Annotated in this window: 15 protein-coding genes; 6 read left to right on the forward strand and 9 right to left on the reverse strand. The window is 72.8% G+C overall.

The features are described 5' to 3' along the window. The coding region (locus tag ACIP94_RS19050) for a hypothetical protein (RefSeq protein ID WP_402426485.1) at positions 1-180 on the reverse strand (180 nt) is incomplete at its 3' end. 386 nt (positions 181-566) lie between these two features. On the opposite strand from ACIP94_RS19050, the gene ACIP94_RS19055 reads away from it, so the two are divergent. After that, positions 567-1,253 (forward strand): response regulator transcription factor, encoded by a 687-nt coding sequence (locus ACIP94_RS19055; RefSeq protein ID WP_402426487.1) that lies wholly within the window; start codon positions 567-569, stop codon positions 1,251-1,253. Next, positions 1,250-2,671: a sensor histidine kinase gene (locus ACIP94_RS19060; RefSeq protein WP_402426489.1), complete on the forward strand. Its 1,422-nt coding sequence runs from the start codon at positions 1,250-1,252 to the stop codon at positions 2,669-2,671. Before ACIP94_RS19055 ends, ACIP94_RS19060 begins: the two co-directional genes overlap by 4 nt. 165 nt (positions 2,672-2,836) lie before the next feature. Here the strand turns inward: ACIP94_RS19060 and ACIP94_RS19065 are convergent, their stop codons facing one another. After that, positions 2,837-3,412 carry a TetR/AcrR family transcriptional regulator gene (locus ACIP94_RS19065; RefSeq protein ID WP_402426491.1) on the reverse strand — a complete coding sequence of 192 codons (576 nt, stop codon included), beginning with the start codon at positions 3,410-3,412 and terminating at the stop codon, positions 2,837-2,839. A gap of 137 nt (positions 3,413-3,549) precedes the next feature. Here ACIP94_RS19065 and ACIP94_RS19070 point away from each other — a divergent pair, with 137 nt between their 5' ends. Further along, positions 3,550-4,065: a hypothetical protein gene (locus ACIP94_RS19070; protein ID WP_402426493.1), complete on the forward strand. Its 516-nt coding sequence runs from the start codon at positions 3,550-3,552 to the stop codon at positions 4,063-4,065. A gap of 201 nt (positions 4,066-4,266) precedes the next feature. Further along, the gene (locus ACIP94_RS19075) at positions 4,267-6,336 is read left to right on the forward strand and encodes a SpoIIE family protein phosphatase (RefSeq protein ID WP_402426495.1); all 2,070 of its coding nucleotides are present in this window, start codon (positions 4,267-4,269) and stop codon (positions 6,334-6,336) included. 15 nt (positions 6,337-6,351) lie between these two features. Here the strand turns inward: ACIP94_RS19075 and ACIP94_RS19080 are convergent, their stop codons facing one another. From ACIP94_RS19080 to ACIP94_RS19090, 3 genes are all read right to left on the reverse strand, one after another. Further along, a complete protein-coding gene (locus tag ACIP94_RS19080; protein ID WP_402426497.1) occupies positions 6,352-7,143 on the reverse strand; it encodes a DUF429 domain-containing protein in 792 nt (263 codons plus the stop codon). 64 nt (positions 7,144-7,207) lie between these two features. Beyond that, positions 7,208-9,673 (reverse strand): SpoIIE family protein phosphatase, encoded by a 2,466-nt coding sequence (locus ACIP94_RS19085; protein WP_402426869.1) that lies wholly within the window; start codon positions 9,671-9,673, stop codon positions 7,208-7,210. Positions 9,674-9,780: 107 nt separating this feature from the next. After that, the gene (locus tag ACIP94_RS19090) at positions 9,781-10,482 is read right to left on the reverse strand and encodes a ScbR family autoregulator-binding transcription factor (RefSeq protein ID WP_402426499.1); all 702 of its coding nucleotides are present in this window, start codon (positions 10,480-10,482) and stop codon (positions 9,781-9,783) included. Between the two features lie 209 nt (positions 10,483-10,691). On the opposite strand from ACIP94_RS19090, the gene ACIP94_RS19095 reads away from it, so the two are divergent. After that, positions 10,692-11,555: a ScbA/BarX family gamma-butyrolactone biosynthesis protein gene (locus ACIP94_RS19095; protein ID WP_402426501.1), complete on the forward strand. Its 864-nt coding sequence runs from the start codon at positions 10,692-10,694 to the stop codon at positions 11,553-11,555. A 268-nt stretch (positions 11,556-11,823) separates the two neighbouring features. Further along, the gene (locus ACIP94_RS19100; RefSeq protein WP_402426503.1) at positions 11,824-12,600 is read left to right on the forward strand and encodes an HAD family hydrolase; all 777 of its coding nucleotides are present in this window, start codon (positions 11,824-11,826) and stop codon (positions 12,598-12,600) included. A 154-nt stretch (positions 12,601-12,754) separates the two neighbouring features. Here ACIP94_RS19100 and ACIP94_RS19105 read toward each other — a convergent pair whose 3' ends face one another. The 4 genes from ACIP94_RS19105 to ACIP94_RS19120 form a co-directional block, all read right to left on the reverse strand. Then, positions 12,755-13,519 carry a metallophosphoesterase gene (locus ACIP94_RS19105; RefSeq protein WP_402426505.1) on the reverse strand — a complete coding sequence of 255 codons (765 nt, stop codon included), beginning with the start codon at positions 13,517-13,519 and terminating at the stop codon, positions 12,755-12,757. Further along, positions 13,516-13,803 (reverse strand): hypothetical protein, encoded by a 288-nt coding sequence (locus ACIP94_RS19110; protein ID WP_402426507.1) that lies wholly within the window; start codon positions 13,801-13,803, stop codon positions 13,516-13,518. Before ACIP94_RS19110 ends, ACIP94_RS19105 begins: the two co-directional genes overlap by 4 nt. Next, positions 13,800-14,492, reverse strand: coding sequence for a hypothetical protein (locus ACIP94_RS19115; protein WP_402426509.1), 693 nt, complete (start codon positions 14,490-14,492; stop codon positions 13,800-13,802). Before ACIP94_RS19115 ends, ACIP94_RS19110 begins: the two co-directional genes overlap by 4 nt. Before the next feature lie 419 nt (positions 14,493-14,911). Then, entirely contained in the window at positions 14,912-15,244 is a 333-nt protein-coding gene (locus tag ACIP94_RS19120) for a hypothetical protein (RefSeq protein ID WP_402426511.1), read from the reverse strand. Positions 15,245-15,360 lie beyond the last annotated feature (116 nt).

Genomic DNA, 15,360 nt, shown 5'->3' on the forward strand with positions numbered 1-15,360 from the left:
GCGGCGGGTGCGGACGAGGAACAGCGTCACGGCCAGGAGCAGTGCGCCGGCCGTGACGATGCCCAGTCCGAGGAGCGCGCGCGTTCCGGAGCCGGTGCCTGACGCGGCCGCGTCCGCGAGTGCAGCGGTCGGAGCCGAAGCGGTCGGGCGTGGTCCGGCCCAGAGGTGCGGGAATGTCATGCTCAGCCCTCCCTCCCGGGTGCGGCGCCGGATACGGGCACGGGCCGCGCCGGTGCGCCGGTCCCGGCGGATATGCGGTCGTCACCCGTCGGACATGGTGTCCGGCGGGGCGGGAAGGCGGCGGTGCCGCTGGTGTTCACGTGGTCCTCCGGTCGTTCGATCCCGGCCCCAGCGTGGCGGAGGCATACGAGCGGGAGGTTCGGCGATTGTTCGGGCGGTGTAAGGATCGGCTCCGGTGAGGCTTCGGGCCGGTGGCGCTGGTTAGCATCGAGCGTCCCGCGGCCCCGGGGCGGCCTCCGGGTCCGGGGTGCGAGGAGAGATCGGCCCCGGGTCCGGGGTGCGAGGAGAGATCGACCCCCGTGTCCCGGGTGCGAGGAGAGAGGAACATGCCGCAGAACAGGGGCCTCGTCCTGGTCGTCGAGGACGAGCCGCACATCGCCGACCTCCAGCGGCGCTATCTGGCCCGGGAGGGCTTCGGCGTGCATGTCGAGGCCGACGGCGACGGGGCGCTCACCGCCGTACGCCGGATGCGTCCGGTGGCGATCGTGCTGGACATCGCCCTGCCCGGCATGGACGGCATGGAGGTCTGCAGGCGGCTGCGCGAGGACGGCGACTGGACCCCCGTGGTGTTCGTGACCGCCCGGGACGAGGTCACCGACCGCATCCTCGGGCTGGAACTGGGCGCCGACGACTACCTCACAAAACCGTTCTCCCCGCATGAACTCGTCGCCCGGGTCAAGAGCCTGCTGCGGCGTGCCGCGGGCCCGCAGCGCGACGCCGTGCGCCGGGTGGGCCGTCTCTCGCTGGACACCGGCCGCCGCACCCTGCACGTGGAGGACCGCCCGGTGGAGCTGACGACCACCGAGTTCAATCTGCTCGCCGTCCTGATGCGCCACCCCGGGCAGGTGTTCTCCCGTGACCAGTTGCTCGCGCAGGTATGGGGATACGCCGGCTACCGGGACACCCGTGTGGTCGACGTCTACGTCTCCCAGCTCCGCGCCAAGCTCGGCGACGCCAGCCCGATCCGCACCGTCCGCGGGGTGGGGTACGGCGTCGCGGACACCGGCCGGTGACCCCGGCACGCCGCCGCGCCGCCCTGGCCGGGAGCGTCGTTCTGCTGACCACCGCCGTGGCGGCTCTCGCCGTGCTGGTGACCGCTCTCTTCGCCTGGCGGACGATTCGTACCACCGCCGAGTCCCAGGAACGCGACCAGCTCTCCCGCCAGGCGGAGGTCATGGCCCGCACCCCCGCGCTGGCCTCCCTGATGCTGGACCGGCAGCAGCTCATCGCGGGCTCGAACGGCACCGAACTCGCCCTTGTCGCCACGACCGGCGCCGTGCAGGGCCGGGCGGCGCCCGTGGTCGGCGCCGCCCGGCGCACGGCGCTGCTCGCGGGACGGGACGTCTCCGCTACCGGGTTCCTCGACGGGCGGGAGGTGCTGGTGGAGGGAGTGCCCACGCGCACGGGCGGTGGACTGGTGCTGACCCGGCCGATGAGTTCCGTGGACGACGCCGCCGACCGGATGCGCGGTGCCCTGGTGCTGCCGCTGGGCCTTGGGCTCTCCGGTGCAGCCCTGGCGGGGGCCCTGCTGGCCCGGCGCCTGGCCCGGCCGCTCGTGTCGGCCGCCCGAACCGCCCATCGGCTGTCCGAGGGCGAGCGTGGACTGCAGGTGCCGGCGGAAGGCCCCGCCGAGGTGGCCGAACTGGCCACCGCCCTGAACTCCCTGGACGCGGCGCTCGCCCGCAGCGAGCAACGGCAGCGGGACTTCCTGATGTCCGTCTCGCACGAGATCCGCACCCCGCTGACCACGGTACGGGGCTATGCCGAGGCCTTGGCCGACGAGGTGATCAGCGGTGACGAGGTACCCGAGGCGGGCCGGATCCTGCGGGGCGAGATCGAGCGGCTGGAGCGGTTCGTGGGCGATCTGCTCGCCCTGGCCCGGCTGGAGGCGGACGACTTCCGGCTGGACACCGGCGAGGTCGATCTGGACGCCCTCGTGGCACAGGCCGCGACCGTCTGGTCGGCCCGCTGCACCGGACACGGCGTCGCCTTCCGCGCCGAACGTCCCGGGCACCCGGTGCGGGTCACCACGGACGGCTTCCGGGTACGTCAGCTCCTCGACGGCCTCCTGGGGAACGCGCTACGGGTCACCCCGGCCGGCCGGCCCCTGGTGCTGGCCCTGTGTCCGGACGGCACCGGGGCGCGGATGGAGGTCCGCGACGGCGGTCCCGGCCTCACCGACGAGGATGTGGCGGTCGCCTTCGAACGCGGCGCCCTCACGGCGCGCTACCGGGGCGTCCGCGCGGTCGGCAGCGGTCTGGGCCTGGCCCTCGCGCACCGCCTGGCCACGCTCCTCGGCGGCACCATCGGCGCCCGGGGCCGTGGCCCCGAAGGCGGCGCCTGCTTCACCGTGGAACTGCCGGCCCACCCGGCCACGGCCCGGGGTGAATCCGGCTCCGGCGCTCCCCGCGCGCCCCGAACACCGCACTGATGCCGCCTTCGGCTGCGCCTTCCCGCGCCTGACGTCGACCGCCGCGCTCAACCACCGCCCGCGCAAGGCGGGTTGAGTGGTGCCTCGCGGCGCGCGCCGTGCCCCGGCTCAGTCGGCCGGTGGTTGCATGGGCACGAGATCACTCCGAATTCCGCGGGACCGCTGTCAGTACTGGGCGAGGATCCACTCGACGGTGCGCGCCGCCTGGTCGAGGGGAAGGCGGCTGTGCCGCACACGGGCCAGCAGCAGCGCCCCCTCCAGGTGCGCGAGCACGGCACCGGCCGCCGCCTCAGCCGCTGCGGGCGTACGCCCCTCGGCGGCCAGCAGGGCGGCGAGGGCCTGCTGCCACCGCTCGTACGCCTCCGCGCAGACGCGCCGCAGCTCCTCGTGGCCCGCCGCGGTTTCCAGGGCGACCGCGGCCAGCGGACACCCCTTCGCGTAGCCGGAGAGCTCCATCCGGTCGGCCAGGGCGGTAAGCGTCGCCCGCACGGCGGCCAGGGCGTCGGGGTGCTCCTTGCCCGCCGAGGTGATCAGCTCGCCGATCTCCTGGCCCGCCTCGGCCAGGGCCGCCGCGACCAGTTGGTCCTTGCCGGCCGGAAAGTGGAAGTACAGCGAGCCACGCGGAGCGCCGCTCTCGGCCAGCACCTGATTGAGTCCCGTACCGAAGTAGCCCCGCGCCTCGATCGGGACGCGCGTGGCCGCGACCAGCCGGGCCCGGGTTCCCTCCCCTTTGGCTCCCATGGCTCCCATAACAGGCCGATCTCCATATTTCCGCCCCGGCGATTCTTCTGATCGGCCCGGCGAGGCACCTCACCCGTCCCGGTGCATCGCCCGCGCGTCGTTGCTCCCGCGTGCCGTCCGTGCGCGACCGTGGGCGGATGCGCCGCACGCTCCTCTCCTTGGCCGTCGCGCTGCTCGCCGCCGGGTGCGTGACCGTTCGGCCCGATTCCGGGGGCCGGCAGGCCGCGCTCGCCGATGCCCATGCGCCCGCGCCGCACGCCCCGCGTGCCTCGGCGCCACGGCCTCCCCGCGGCATGGCGGGGCTCGTACGCACCGGTTCCGTGTCGCGTCAGTGGCCGGGCCACCCCGCGCCCGCCGGGCTCCACTCCTCCTCCCAGGCACGCCGTCCCGTCCCCGCAGTGCGCCCGGCCGTGGCCACTCCTCACCGTCCCGGCGCGCCCGAGGGGCGGCGGCCGTCGGACGGGCGGGCCGGACGGCGTCCCGCCGCGCCGGCGGCGCGGCCGGTGTCCCGGAGCGCGCCGGGGCACGGCGGGTCCGCCCGGCCCGCCGCCCACGGGCTCACCGTCCCCGCCCAGCAGGACCCCGACACGTTCGCCGTCTGCGGCCTGGTCCAGGACATGGGCCTGGACCAGGCTGTGACCGCCGTCTGCTGAGACCCGTTCGGCCGCCTGCCGGCGACCGCCGAGGCGTCCGGCCGCCACCACGTTCCGCATGGGCTGCCCACCCGCCGTGTTCCGGGTTGGGCAGGGCACACGGCTGAGAGGCAGCATGGAAGTACGGGAGGTCGGTCCTGGGCATGGAGCGACGCCGGGCCGTGACCCCCGGGCACGCCGGCAGGCGGAGGGAGATGTGGGATGACAGCCGAATCCTTCCAGGCCGGCGACGACCGAACGGACCCCGACCAGCCCCGGGCCGTCAGCCTGCTGGATGTCCTCAGCGTCGCCGCGGTGGTGCTGGACACCAGCGGGCGGATCGTGTTCTGGAGCCCCCAGGCCGAAGATCTGTTCGGCTACTCGGCACGGGAGGCCCTCGGCGAGTTCGCGGGGCGGCTGCTGGTCCGCCCCGAGCACCTGCAGACCGTTCTCGGTCTGTTCACCGAGGTGATGGAGACGGGCCGCAGCTGGTCCGGCGCCTTCCCCATCCTGCACAGGGACGGCAGCACCCGCCTGATGGAGTTCCGCAACATGCGGCTCCTCAACGATGTCGGCGACGTCTACGCGCTGGGCATAGCGGCCGACCACGGCACGCTGCAGCGCGTCGAGACCGATCTGGCCCTGTGCGAACAGCTGATCGACCAGTCCCCCATCGGGCTGGCCCTGATGGACCCCGACCTGCGCTACCTCCTGGTCAACCGGGCGCTGGAGCGCATCGACGGCATACCCGCCGCGGAGCACATCGGCCGCCATCTGCGGGAGACCGCGCTGCCGTTCCCCGACATCGACACCATCGAGTCCGCCCTGCACCAGGTGCTGACCACCGGGGCCCCGATCCTCGACCAGTACGCCGTCGGCCGCACCCCGGCCGATCCCGACAACGACCACGCCTGGTCCCTGTCCTTCTACCGGCTGGAGGACACCGGCGGCCGGACCCTCGGCGCGGCCACCTCGGTCGTCGACGTCACCGAGCGGCACCGCGCGGCCACCGCGGCCGACCGTGCCCGGCGTCGTCTGGCCCTCATCGCGGACGCCTCCGCCCGCGTCGGCACCACCCTGGAGGTGGAGCAGACCGCCCGCGAACTGGCCGAGGTCGCGACCCCGGATCTCGCCGACGTGGTCGCCGTGGACGTCCTGGACTCCGCCCTGGCCTGCCGCCGTGCGGGGCGGTCGGAAGGCGGCCCCGAACTCTTCCGCGCCCTGGCTCTCAAGGCGTCCCATCCCACCGTGGCCCTCCATGCGGCCGACCCGCCCGGTGATCTCGCCGCCTACGACGGGGACCGGCTGGTCACCCTGTGCGTGCACACCGGCCGGCCGGTCCTGGTGCGTCACGTCGCCGCCCAGGATCTGCGCCGCATCGCCCGCGATCCCGAGGCCACCTCGCTCCTCGCCCGCGCGGGCGTGCACTCCTATCTGGCGGTGCCCCTGATCGCCCGCGGCGAGGTGCTCGGGGCCCTCGACCTCAAACGCACCCGCAATCCGCTCCCCTTCGACCAGGACGACGTCGTCCTCGCCTCCGAGCTGGCCGGTCGCGCCGCCGTGGCCATGGACAACGCCCGCTGGTACCAGAGCGTCCGCAACACCGCCCTCACCCTCCAGCGCAGCCTGCTGCCCGAGCACCCGCCCTACCACCCCGGCCTGGAACTCGCCTACCGCTACCAGCCCGCCCAGGCCACCAGCGAAGTGGGCGGGGACTGGTACGACGTCATCCCCCTGCAGGACGACAAGACCGCGCTCGTCGTCGGCGACGTCATGGGAAACGGCATCGACGCCGCCGCGACCATGGGCCGGCTGCGCACCGCCACCTGCGCCTACGCGGACCTCGACCTGGCCCCCGGCACCGTTCTCCAGCATCTCGACAAGATCACCTGCGATCTGGAGCACTACATCGTCACCTGTGTCTACGCGGTGTACGACCCCCACACCAAGCAGTGCCATCTGGCCAACGCGGGCCATATGCCGCCCGCGCTGGCCCGCCCGGGCCGGGAACCCGCGCTGCTGGAGCTGCCCTCCGGCGCACCGCTCGGCGTGGGCGGCGTGCCGTTCGACACCACGACCGTCGAGCTGCTCCCGGGCGACCTGCTGATCCTGTACACGGACGGTCTCGTGGAGACCCGCCACCACGCCATCGACGACCGGCTCAAGGCGCTTCTGGCCCTCCTCGACAGGCCGGACCGGCCCCTGGAGGAGACCTGCGACCTCCTGCTGCACGGGCTGCGCCACCCCGACGACCACGACGACGTCGCCCTGCTCGCGGTCCGCACCGGGTAGGACCGTTCTCGTACGTCAGCGGCAAAGGGCGGCGAGATCGGTACCGGGCAGATGGATCCAGCCCTCCCGAAGGGCCGCCTCGCGTTCCTCCGTGGAACGCGGCCACCGGGTGTCTCCTCTGCCGACGGCGCGCGCGACAAGGGCGCAGACGAAGGCGTCGAGATGGTCGTGGCTGTCGGCACAGAGCGCGCGAACCGGCTCGGGCAGGGGCGCTCCCAGGCCCGACTCGAGCGAGCGGACGATGTGCTCGCGGGCGGAACGCGCCTCGGGTGCGCCGCTCTTGTAGCTCCGGGCCGGGCGGATCCCCCACCGCCGAAGCGCCGCGGCGGGATAGACCTCGGCGACCGGTCCCGAGCCGTCCCGGGGGATGGCGGCGCCGTCGGCCGCGAGGCGGGCCAGCAGATGGGCCGCCCGGAGCGCCACGACGCCGAGAAGATCGGTGGACACCGGCAGCGGAGGCCGCATCGCGGTCGCCTTCCAGCTCAGGTCGTCCGTCAGCCGGAACCGCAGCGCGTCCAGACCCGGTCTGCCGTCCGTCCGCACCGCGAACCACGTCGGCGCGGGCAGCCGCTCGCCGCGGTGATGGGCCACCACGGTGGCCACGAACTGCGACGGCCGGCCCAGCGGGCAGTCCAGGCCCGTCTTGTCCGCCGTCCGGACCAGCTCCAGCAGGTCCTCGTCGCCGTGCGGCACGACGAACTCCGCCGCCGGGCCGCCCTCGTCCTGCCAGACCACCCTGCACACCGCGGTCCGCCGTGCCCTGGCGGCCAGGTCGATGCCGACCGTCACCACACGCCCTCGCGTCATGCGCACATCCTTCTGCACCGGCACTTGTCGGGCACCCGGGCGAGCCGAGCCGGACGGGGACCGTTCACATCGGCTGCACTTCGGGGGCGAGCGGGAGTTCGGCCCAGATGGTCTTGCCGGAGCGGTGGTGGCGGCTGCCCCAGCGCCGGGAGAGCTGGGCGACGATGAGCAGACCCCGGCCGCCCTCGTCGGACAGGCGGGCGCGCCGCAGATGGGGCGCCGTGCTGCTGGCGTCGCCGACCTCGCAGATCAGGGCCGTGTCACGGATGAGCCGTAGATGCACCGGTGGGGAGCCGTAGCGGATCGCGTTGGTGACCAGCTCGCTGACCACGAGTTCGGCGACGAAGGCCGCGTGCTCGAGCTGCCAGGTGGCCAGGCGCTCGCAGGCGAGTTCGCGGGCCAGTGCGACGACGGAGGGCTCGGACGGCAGTTCCCAGGTGGCCACGCGGTCGGCGCTCAGGGCCCTGGTCCGGGTCAGCAGGAGCACGACGTCGTCGGTGCGGGCCTCGGGCAGCAGGCTGCCCAGCGCCCGGTCGCAGATCTCCTCCAGCGGCCGACCGGGGTCCGTGAGGGCCGCGCACAGCAGATCACAGGCCTCGTCCACGTCGCGTGCCGGGGACTCGATCAGCCCGTCGGTGTAGAAGCCGAGGACGCTGCCTTCCGGGACGGCGAACTCCGCGGCCTCGAACGGCAGGCCGCCGAGGCCCAGCAGCGGCCCGGCCGGCAGGTCCAGGAAGCGGACATCGCCGTCCGGGGTCGCGAGGACGGGCAGCGGATGGCCGGCTCTGGCCATGGAACAGCGCCGGGAGACGGGGTCGTACACCGCGTACAGGCAGGAGGCGCCGACCTCGCCCGAGCTCGGGACGGCCCGGTCGGCCGAGTCGGCGGCCTCGTTGCGGTCCATGAGCAGCACGAGGTCGTCGAGGTGGGTGAGCAGTTCGTCGGGAGCCAGGTCCACATCGGCCAGTGTGCGGACCGCCGTGCACAGCCGGCCCATGGTCGCCGAGGCCGTGATGCCGTGGCCGACCACGTCCCCCACCACGAGGGCCACCCTGGCGCCGGACAGGGGGATGACATCGAACCAGTCGCCGCCGATGCCCGCTCCGGCGTGGGCGGGCAGATACCGGGAGGCGGTCTCGACGGCGGGGTGGTGCAGCGCGGGGTGCGGAAGGATTGTCTGTTGCAGGGCGAGCGCGGTGGCGCGTTCCTGGCTGTAGCGGCGGGCGTTGTCGACGTGGACGGCCGCACGGGCGCTCAGCTCTTCGGCGAGCCGCAGATCGTCCTCCTCGAAGGGTGCGGGGGTGCGGTGGCGGAAGAACAGCGCCAGCCCGAGCGTGATCCCGCGGGCCCGCAACGGTACGGCCATGAAGGAGTGGATCCCGTACTCGCGGATCTTGCGGGCGCGCGCGGGTGAGCTCTCCGCCCACCATTGCGTGATGTCCTCGGCGCGGTGCAGGGCGCCCCGGCCCGTGGCGAGTGCGCGTCCGGGCGGGGAGTCCTCGGGATAGGTGTAGGTGCCTCCGATCGGGACCACCGACTCCGGGCAGCGCGGGAGGACCGAGCGCTGGGCGGTTCTGCGGAAGACCAGGAGGCTGTGCGGTCCGGTGACCGTCTCCTCGCCTTTGAGGACGCTGTCGAGCAGATCCACGAGCACGAAGTCGGCGAAGTGGTCCGTGCCGACCGCCGCCAACTCGTCGGCGGTGCGGCTGAGGTCGAGGGTGGTGCCGATCCGCAGCGCCGCCTCGTTGAGTACGGCCAGTCGCTTACGGCCGCGGTACTGCTCGGTGGTGTCCACGGCCGCCGCGGACATGCCGCAGACCTGGCCGCCCGGCCCGCGCACGGGATACAGCGACAGCAGCCAGACCCGCGAACCGGTGGTGTCGGAGCCGGGCGAGTGCGCCTCGCATGTCACTGTCTTCCCTGTGCGCAGGACCTCCGTCATGGCCTCGCCGATGCCCTGCAGCCCCAGCAGTGTGTTGCCGCACCGGGACTCCCCGATGGGCCAGCCGAGCAGTTCGTGGTCCTGCCTGCCCGACTCCTGCCGCATGGCGGTGTTGATCTCCAGCCGCACTCCCCTGCGGTCGTACAGGGCCATGGGCAGTGGCAGCTGGTCCAGCGCCCACTGCTTGAGCAGCGCGGTGTCCGGTTCGCCGGCGCTCCCGGGTGGGAATCCGGACGGCTCGACACCCTCGGCGGTGAGGAACCAGTACGTCTTCCCGGCCGCGTCCCGCAGCGGGTGGGCGCGGAGCGTCCACGCCAGCGGGTGGCCGTCCCGGTGCCGGAGAGTGAGGCGCGCGTTCCAGGACTCCCGCCGGGCGTGGCTGCGCCGGACGGCCGCCGGCGGGGGCTCGGCGAGCAGCTCCGCCGCGGCTCGGCCGACCAGTTCCTCCGGCTCGTAGCCGAGGAGCCGGCAGATACCCGGGCTCAGCGCGGTCACGATGCCCCGCGGATCGACCATGACCCCAGCGGCCGGAGTGGGCTCCCGCCCCGTGGAACGGTGCCTGTCCGGTATCGCGGAGCCCATCTCCATGTCGTCGCCCTCGTTCTGTCGTCCGGGCGCCACCGGCAGTCGTCGATGAGCCCATACGCAGCACTGCGTCCAGGCTGCTCCCGTGGTGGGCCTTTCTCAAGCGCTGATCACGCCGGGGCGGGGCGCGGGGCCGCGCGGCCCGGCGTGCTGGGGGCTGTGAGGGCATGGCGTCCGTCTCCCGGGCCCGTGACACGGCCGCTCACCTCGTCGAGCAGCGCCTGGGGTGCGGGGTGGGCCTGGAGGCCGGGGAGAAGCAGCAGCCAGAGGTCGGTCAGGCGGTCCTCGATCAGGACCCGGTCGTCGAGGGCGTCGGAGAGGGTGTGCAGTCCGAAGAAGGCGGCGACCAGGGTGGGGGCGTCGCGGCTGGGCTCCACGCGCCGGGCGAGATCCCCTTCCGTTCGAGCCTGCGCCAGCATGCGCTCGACCGTGGCGATCCAGTCCACGAAGGGCGGGGGCATCTCGACGGCGATGGATCTGCGCTCGGCCCAGAGCCGGGCGCCCGCGCGGACGAGGACATCGTCACGGAAGGCGCGGGCGACCGCGAAGCTCAGGCGTACCAGCTTCCGGAGGGTGGGTTCGGGGGCGGCCTCATGGTGGGCCACCAGGGCCGGCCAGGTGGCGAAATGTGCTTCCACCACGGCCAGGGCGAGCTGTTCCTTGTTGGTGTAGTGGAAATAGATCGCCCCGCTGGTGCGGCCGGACCGTTCGCTGATGTCATTGATACTGGTCGCCGCGTATCCCCGTTCGAAGAACAGGTGAGCCGCCGCCTGCAAGACGGCTCGGCGGGTTTCTTCTGCCCGATCCTGCACGTGTGTTCCCTGTCTGTCGGTGGAGCGCGAGAGGAATGTAGCCCTCCCGTCGCCCGGATACGAGGTCGCGCATGCGGAACCCACAATTGTCTTATTAGCTGTATTACATGGACTCTCGGCGGCCGATAGGGGGCGCGTGGACATCGGTGGACGGGTGCACCCGGGGTGCCTCGGGGGCCTGTTGCCCCTCGTTGAGTTGGTCCAGAACCGTGGAACGGGAATTCGTGCACCGGATCTCGGTGGCCGAGGTCCTGCTCACGGATGTCCGACGCTGTGGACCTCTCGGCTTCTGCGCGGCGGCCGCCTGGACGCGCTCGCATCCCACATTCCCCCGTGGGCGCGACGAGCGGTACAGCCCCTGGATGGTCGTGGAGACGCTGCGCCAACTCGGCATCTACATTCCGCTGCGCCACTTCGATGTGCCGCCCACGGCCCGCTTCCTGATCCACGACGTGGCCTACGAACTCGACCCGGCGGCGGAGCCCCGGGCGCCCCACGGCGCCAGCGAGATCACCTGCCTGGCATCCGTCGGTGATGTGCGGACCGACCGCAGCGGGACGACGGTGACCGGCCTGAGGATGCGGGTCGCCTTCCTCGCCGGGGACCGGGCGTTCGCGCAGGCGGCGGGCGGCGCACGGTTCCTCGACGCCGCACGGTACGCGGCCCTGAGGTCCGGCGCCGCAGGGTCCGGCGTCCCCGGAGCCGAGCCTGCGGACCGGCGGCCCCGGCCCGAACCGGCCCTGCTGGGGCTCGAGTCGGCGTCGGACGTCGTGCTCTCCCTGGAGGGCGACGACATCCTGCTGGATCCCGCCGACCCGCGCCACCCCTTCCTCTTCGACCACGGCACGGACCATGTGCCCGGGATGGCCCTGCTGGAGGCGGCACGGCAGGCTGTCGCACTGCGCAGCGGGGGCCGGCTGGTGCGGCCGGTCTCCTGCCGTATGACGGCGCTGCGGTTCACCGAACACCGGCCGCCGGCCGTCATTCACTGCTCCGAGTACGGCCGTTCGGTTCTCTTCCATTGCCGTCAGGGCGGCGAGCAGACCGTCACGGGAATGCTGCGCTATTGCTGAGATGTCACCCACACGTGCGTATTGCGTCGGCAAATCTCCCCAACGTGTCAAACAGAGCGTAGCGTTCATTATGTTTCTGGTTCCGGAAGCGCCCGGGACCACGGCGGTGTGCGGTGTTCGACCACCGCATGAGGTGAACGGGCCACCGTCGCACTGCACTTCACTCTTCTCCGCAGTGAATCGACACCACAGGCGCACCGGAACCCCCACTGGCGGATCGCGCCGCCCTTCGGCAGTTCCGTCCTGCACCAGAACGGCAAGCACGCACATGACAACCCATCGCATCTTCGACTGGACGCCCCAGGCCGTCGTCTTCGACTGCGACGGCACCCTGGTGGACTCCGAACGCCACTGGCAACAGGCCCGCGACCTCGTGCTGCGCGAGAACGGCGCCAAGCCGGACCCCGAGTTCACGGAACGCAGCAAGGGCCTGCACTACACCGAGTGCGGCACCCTCATGGCACGCCTCATCGGTAAACCGGACGACAGCGAGGAGATGACCCGGCAACTCCTGGCCGCCTTCCGGGCACTTGTGGCGCAGTGCCCCGCGGCCGTGCGCGGAGCACCGGCCCTGGTGACGAGCCTGAGCCGGTTCGCTCCCCTGGCCGTCGCCAGCAACTGCCCCGCCGACGTCGTGGAGTTCTGCCTCCAGTCCGTGGGCCTGAGACAGCACTTCCGGCACATCGTCGTGCCGGGGCCGGGAGTTGTGCCCAAGCCGTCTCCCGACACCTATGTCGAGGCCGTACGGCGCCTGGGTGCGGAGTGCGGCGGCGCCCTGGCCGTCGAGGACTCGCTCAACGGCCTGAAGGCGGCCGCCGGTGCGGGTCTGCGGGTGATCGGGGTCGGCCGGGACCCCCGCCCCGAGGCCCTCGCCCTGGCCGATCTGTGGGTGGACACACTGGAGGACCCGAGGCTGGTGGCCTGGGCGAAGAGCCGGCCCACGGCCCGTCTGGAGGAGACCGGCACCCCGGGGGCCGCCCCGGGGCGGCCCAGGATTCCCCGGCAGGGCGGCCGGGCCTCGTCCGAGACCAGGACCACCCTCTGAGGGCGCCGGGCCCCGCCACCGGCCCTCCGGGGCGACCGATGCGGGCGGCGCTCCGGCGCCCGGCCCGGCAGGAACGGCCGCCGCGCTGGGCTGCCGCGCGCGGACCGGTGTGCGCTATCGGCGGTGTGCGGCCCTGACCGGCGGGCGGTCCGGCTCAGTTTGGTGCCGGGCCGGACGCGCCGGCGGTCAGCGGCTCGTGCACCGGCAGGTGGTAGACGCGAAAGGCCCGCCCGATGACCGGCTGGGCCACGTTCCGGACCTTGACGCCACCGCTGGTCATGCCGTGTTCCGTACCGGCATGGGCATGCCCGTGCACCGCGAGGTCCGCGCCGGCCGTGTCGATCGCCTCGGCCAGCAGATAGCTGCCCAGGAAGGGGTAGATCTCCAGCGGCTCCCCGGCCAGCGTCTCCGGCACGGGGGAATAGTGGGTGAGGGCGATGCGTACATCACAGCCCTGCTCGTCCAGCTCCTCCAGGGCCAGCCGCAGGGCGTCGGCACACCGCCGTGAGCAGCGTACGAACTCCTTCATCAGGGGCTCACCGAACTCGCCCGCGCTACGGCCGACGAAACCGCCCCCGAACCCCTTGGTCCCGGCCACGCCGACCCGGGTGTCCCCGACGCTCAGAACGGTTCCGCTCCCTTCGAGGACCCGGGCGCCCGAGTCCTCCAGGATGGCCGTGACCTCGCCCGGCCGCTCGTCGTGGTGATCATGGTTGCCCAGCACCGCCACGACCGGGACCGCCAGACCCCGGACCTCCCCTGCCACCACCCGGGCCTCCTCCGCGGTGCCGTGGCGGGTGAGGTCCCCGGCCAGCAGCAGCACGTCGGCGCGCCCGGCGAGGGACTCGAAGGCCGGACGGAGCGCGCCCCTGGTCTCCGGCGCCATATGGATGTCTCCGACCGCCGCCACCCGGATCATGCGAGCTCCTCCGCCTGGCCCGGCGCGGAACTCTCCGCCACCACGAGGTCGCAGTGGACCGGGATTCCCACCAGTTCCTCCCGCACCATGACCAGGATCTCCTCGCGGCACTGCGCGGAGGCGACCGTGCCGGTCACCTGTACCGCCTCACCGCGCACTTCGGCCCGTACGCCCAGCTCACCGGGGTGACCGGCGGCGAGACGCTCGAGAAGATGAGCGAGGCGGTACTCCGTGCCGGTCGCCGGAGCACCGGAGTGCGCCCGCCCTGCGTCGTGGTTGCTCATGGCGCCTCCTTCTGCGGGGCGATGACGTTCAGGCGTTCGAGGAGAAAGAAGAAGGCGGCGGGCATGGGCTCGTCCCCGCAGTGCCGCCGCACCTGCTGCCAGTCGACCTTCTCGCGCAGCGCGCGGGCGACGGGAAGGACCGCACCGAAGTCGCAGTGGTGCTCGGAGAAGGCTGCGATCAGGCTCCACAGCAGATCCGTGGCCGACAGCACGGGCATCCGCACCGAGGCGACGGGGAGTTCCCGCGCCCGGCCGAGCATGTCCGTGGAGACCGGGCGGTGCGCCAGCTCGAAGATGACGTCGATGTCCTGGTTGAAGCACTTGGCCTTCAGCAGCCAGTCCTCCGGCGGCCTGTACACAGCCAGTCCGGCGCCGCGCAGCGTGGCCGCCACCGCCTCGGCGTCCTCCGGTCGCACACAGAAGTCCGCGTCGTGCTGAAGGTGCTCGCTGCCCCCGTGGGCGTAGACGGCCACGCTCCCGGCCAGCGCGAACATGTGCCCCTCCCGTTTCAGCAGGGCACCCACGCGCTTGGTCGCCTCCAGGATCGCCTGGCTGTGATCGGGGGGCAGGCTCTGCTCCGGGTTCTGCGGGTGACTCCCCGGCTGCCGCTCGGCCGGTCTCCCCGCCAGACGGAGTTCGGGCTTCCCGGACGGCCGGGCCGGCGTCACCTCGTCCCCGTTCTGCGTCATGGCCACTCCATGTGCCGCACCGGACAGCCCCCTGACCTGGGCTGTCCGGTCCCGGACGATTTCGGTCCCCCCTGAGTACCCGATACGTCCTCTTCGACACGACACATTCCGACCGGGGCACACGCCGGCGACCGGTGCTCGACCGGTGCGGTCAGACGGTGGCGAAAGAACCGGTCAGGCCAGACGGTGGCAAAGGAACCGATGACGCCGAGCGGTGGCGAAAGAACCGGTCGGGTCAGACGGTGGCGAAAGGCCCGATGACGCCGAGCGGTGGCGAAAGAACCGGTGACGCCCGGCGGTGGCGAAAGAACCGCTGGTGTCGCACGGCGGCGGAGGACTCGTCCGTCTCACCCGCCTGGGGACCGCCCCTGCCGGGCGCCCCGGCGCAGAGGAGTCGGGGCCCGAAGGTGACCGGCAGGTCAGCGAACGGAGGCGTGCCCGGTGGCGGGGGCGGTGAACTGCGCGAGCTGGTCCATGATCCAGGTGTCGTACGTCGTCATCCCGCGCGCGACCGAGTGGTCGTACATGTCCAGCTGGTCCGCGATCCAGGGGTCGACGCGGCCGTTCACCGTGACCGTCACATGCTCGGCGGCGTCAGTGTGGCCGTCCTGGACGACGGCGACCCGGGCGGGGATGTGCCCGGCCGCCTGGGGCGCGGCCGCTGCGGCGGGACCGCCGGCGGCGAAGAGAACGCCGCCGACGAACGCGGCGGAGGCCGCCACGATGGAGACGCGCCGCACGAGCTTGTTCATGGTCTTCCTCCTTGCACCAACCGGTGTTTCACGACTGCGAACTCCGGTGCGTTCGCCGTTGTTCCGGCGTGGTTCACGCTACGCCGCCAAGATTAGTTGAACAATGAACTATTCGA

The sequence above is a fragment of the Streptomyces sp. NPDC093261 genome (assembly GCF_044753645.1).
GTDB lineage: Bacteria > Actinomycetota > Actinomycetes > Streptomycetales > Streptomycetaceae > Streptomyces.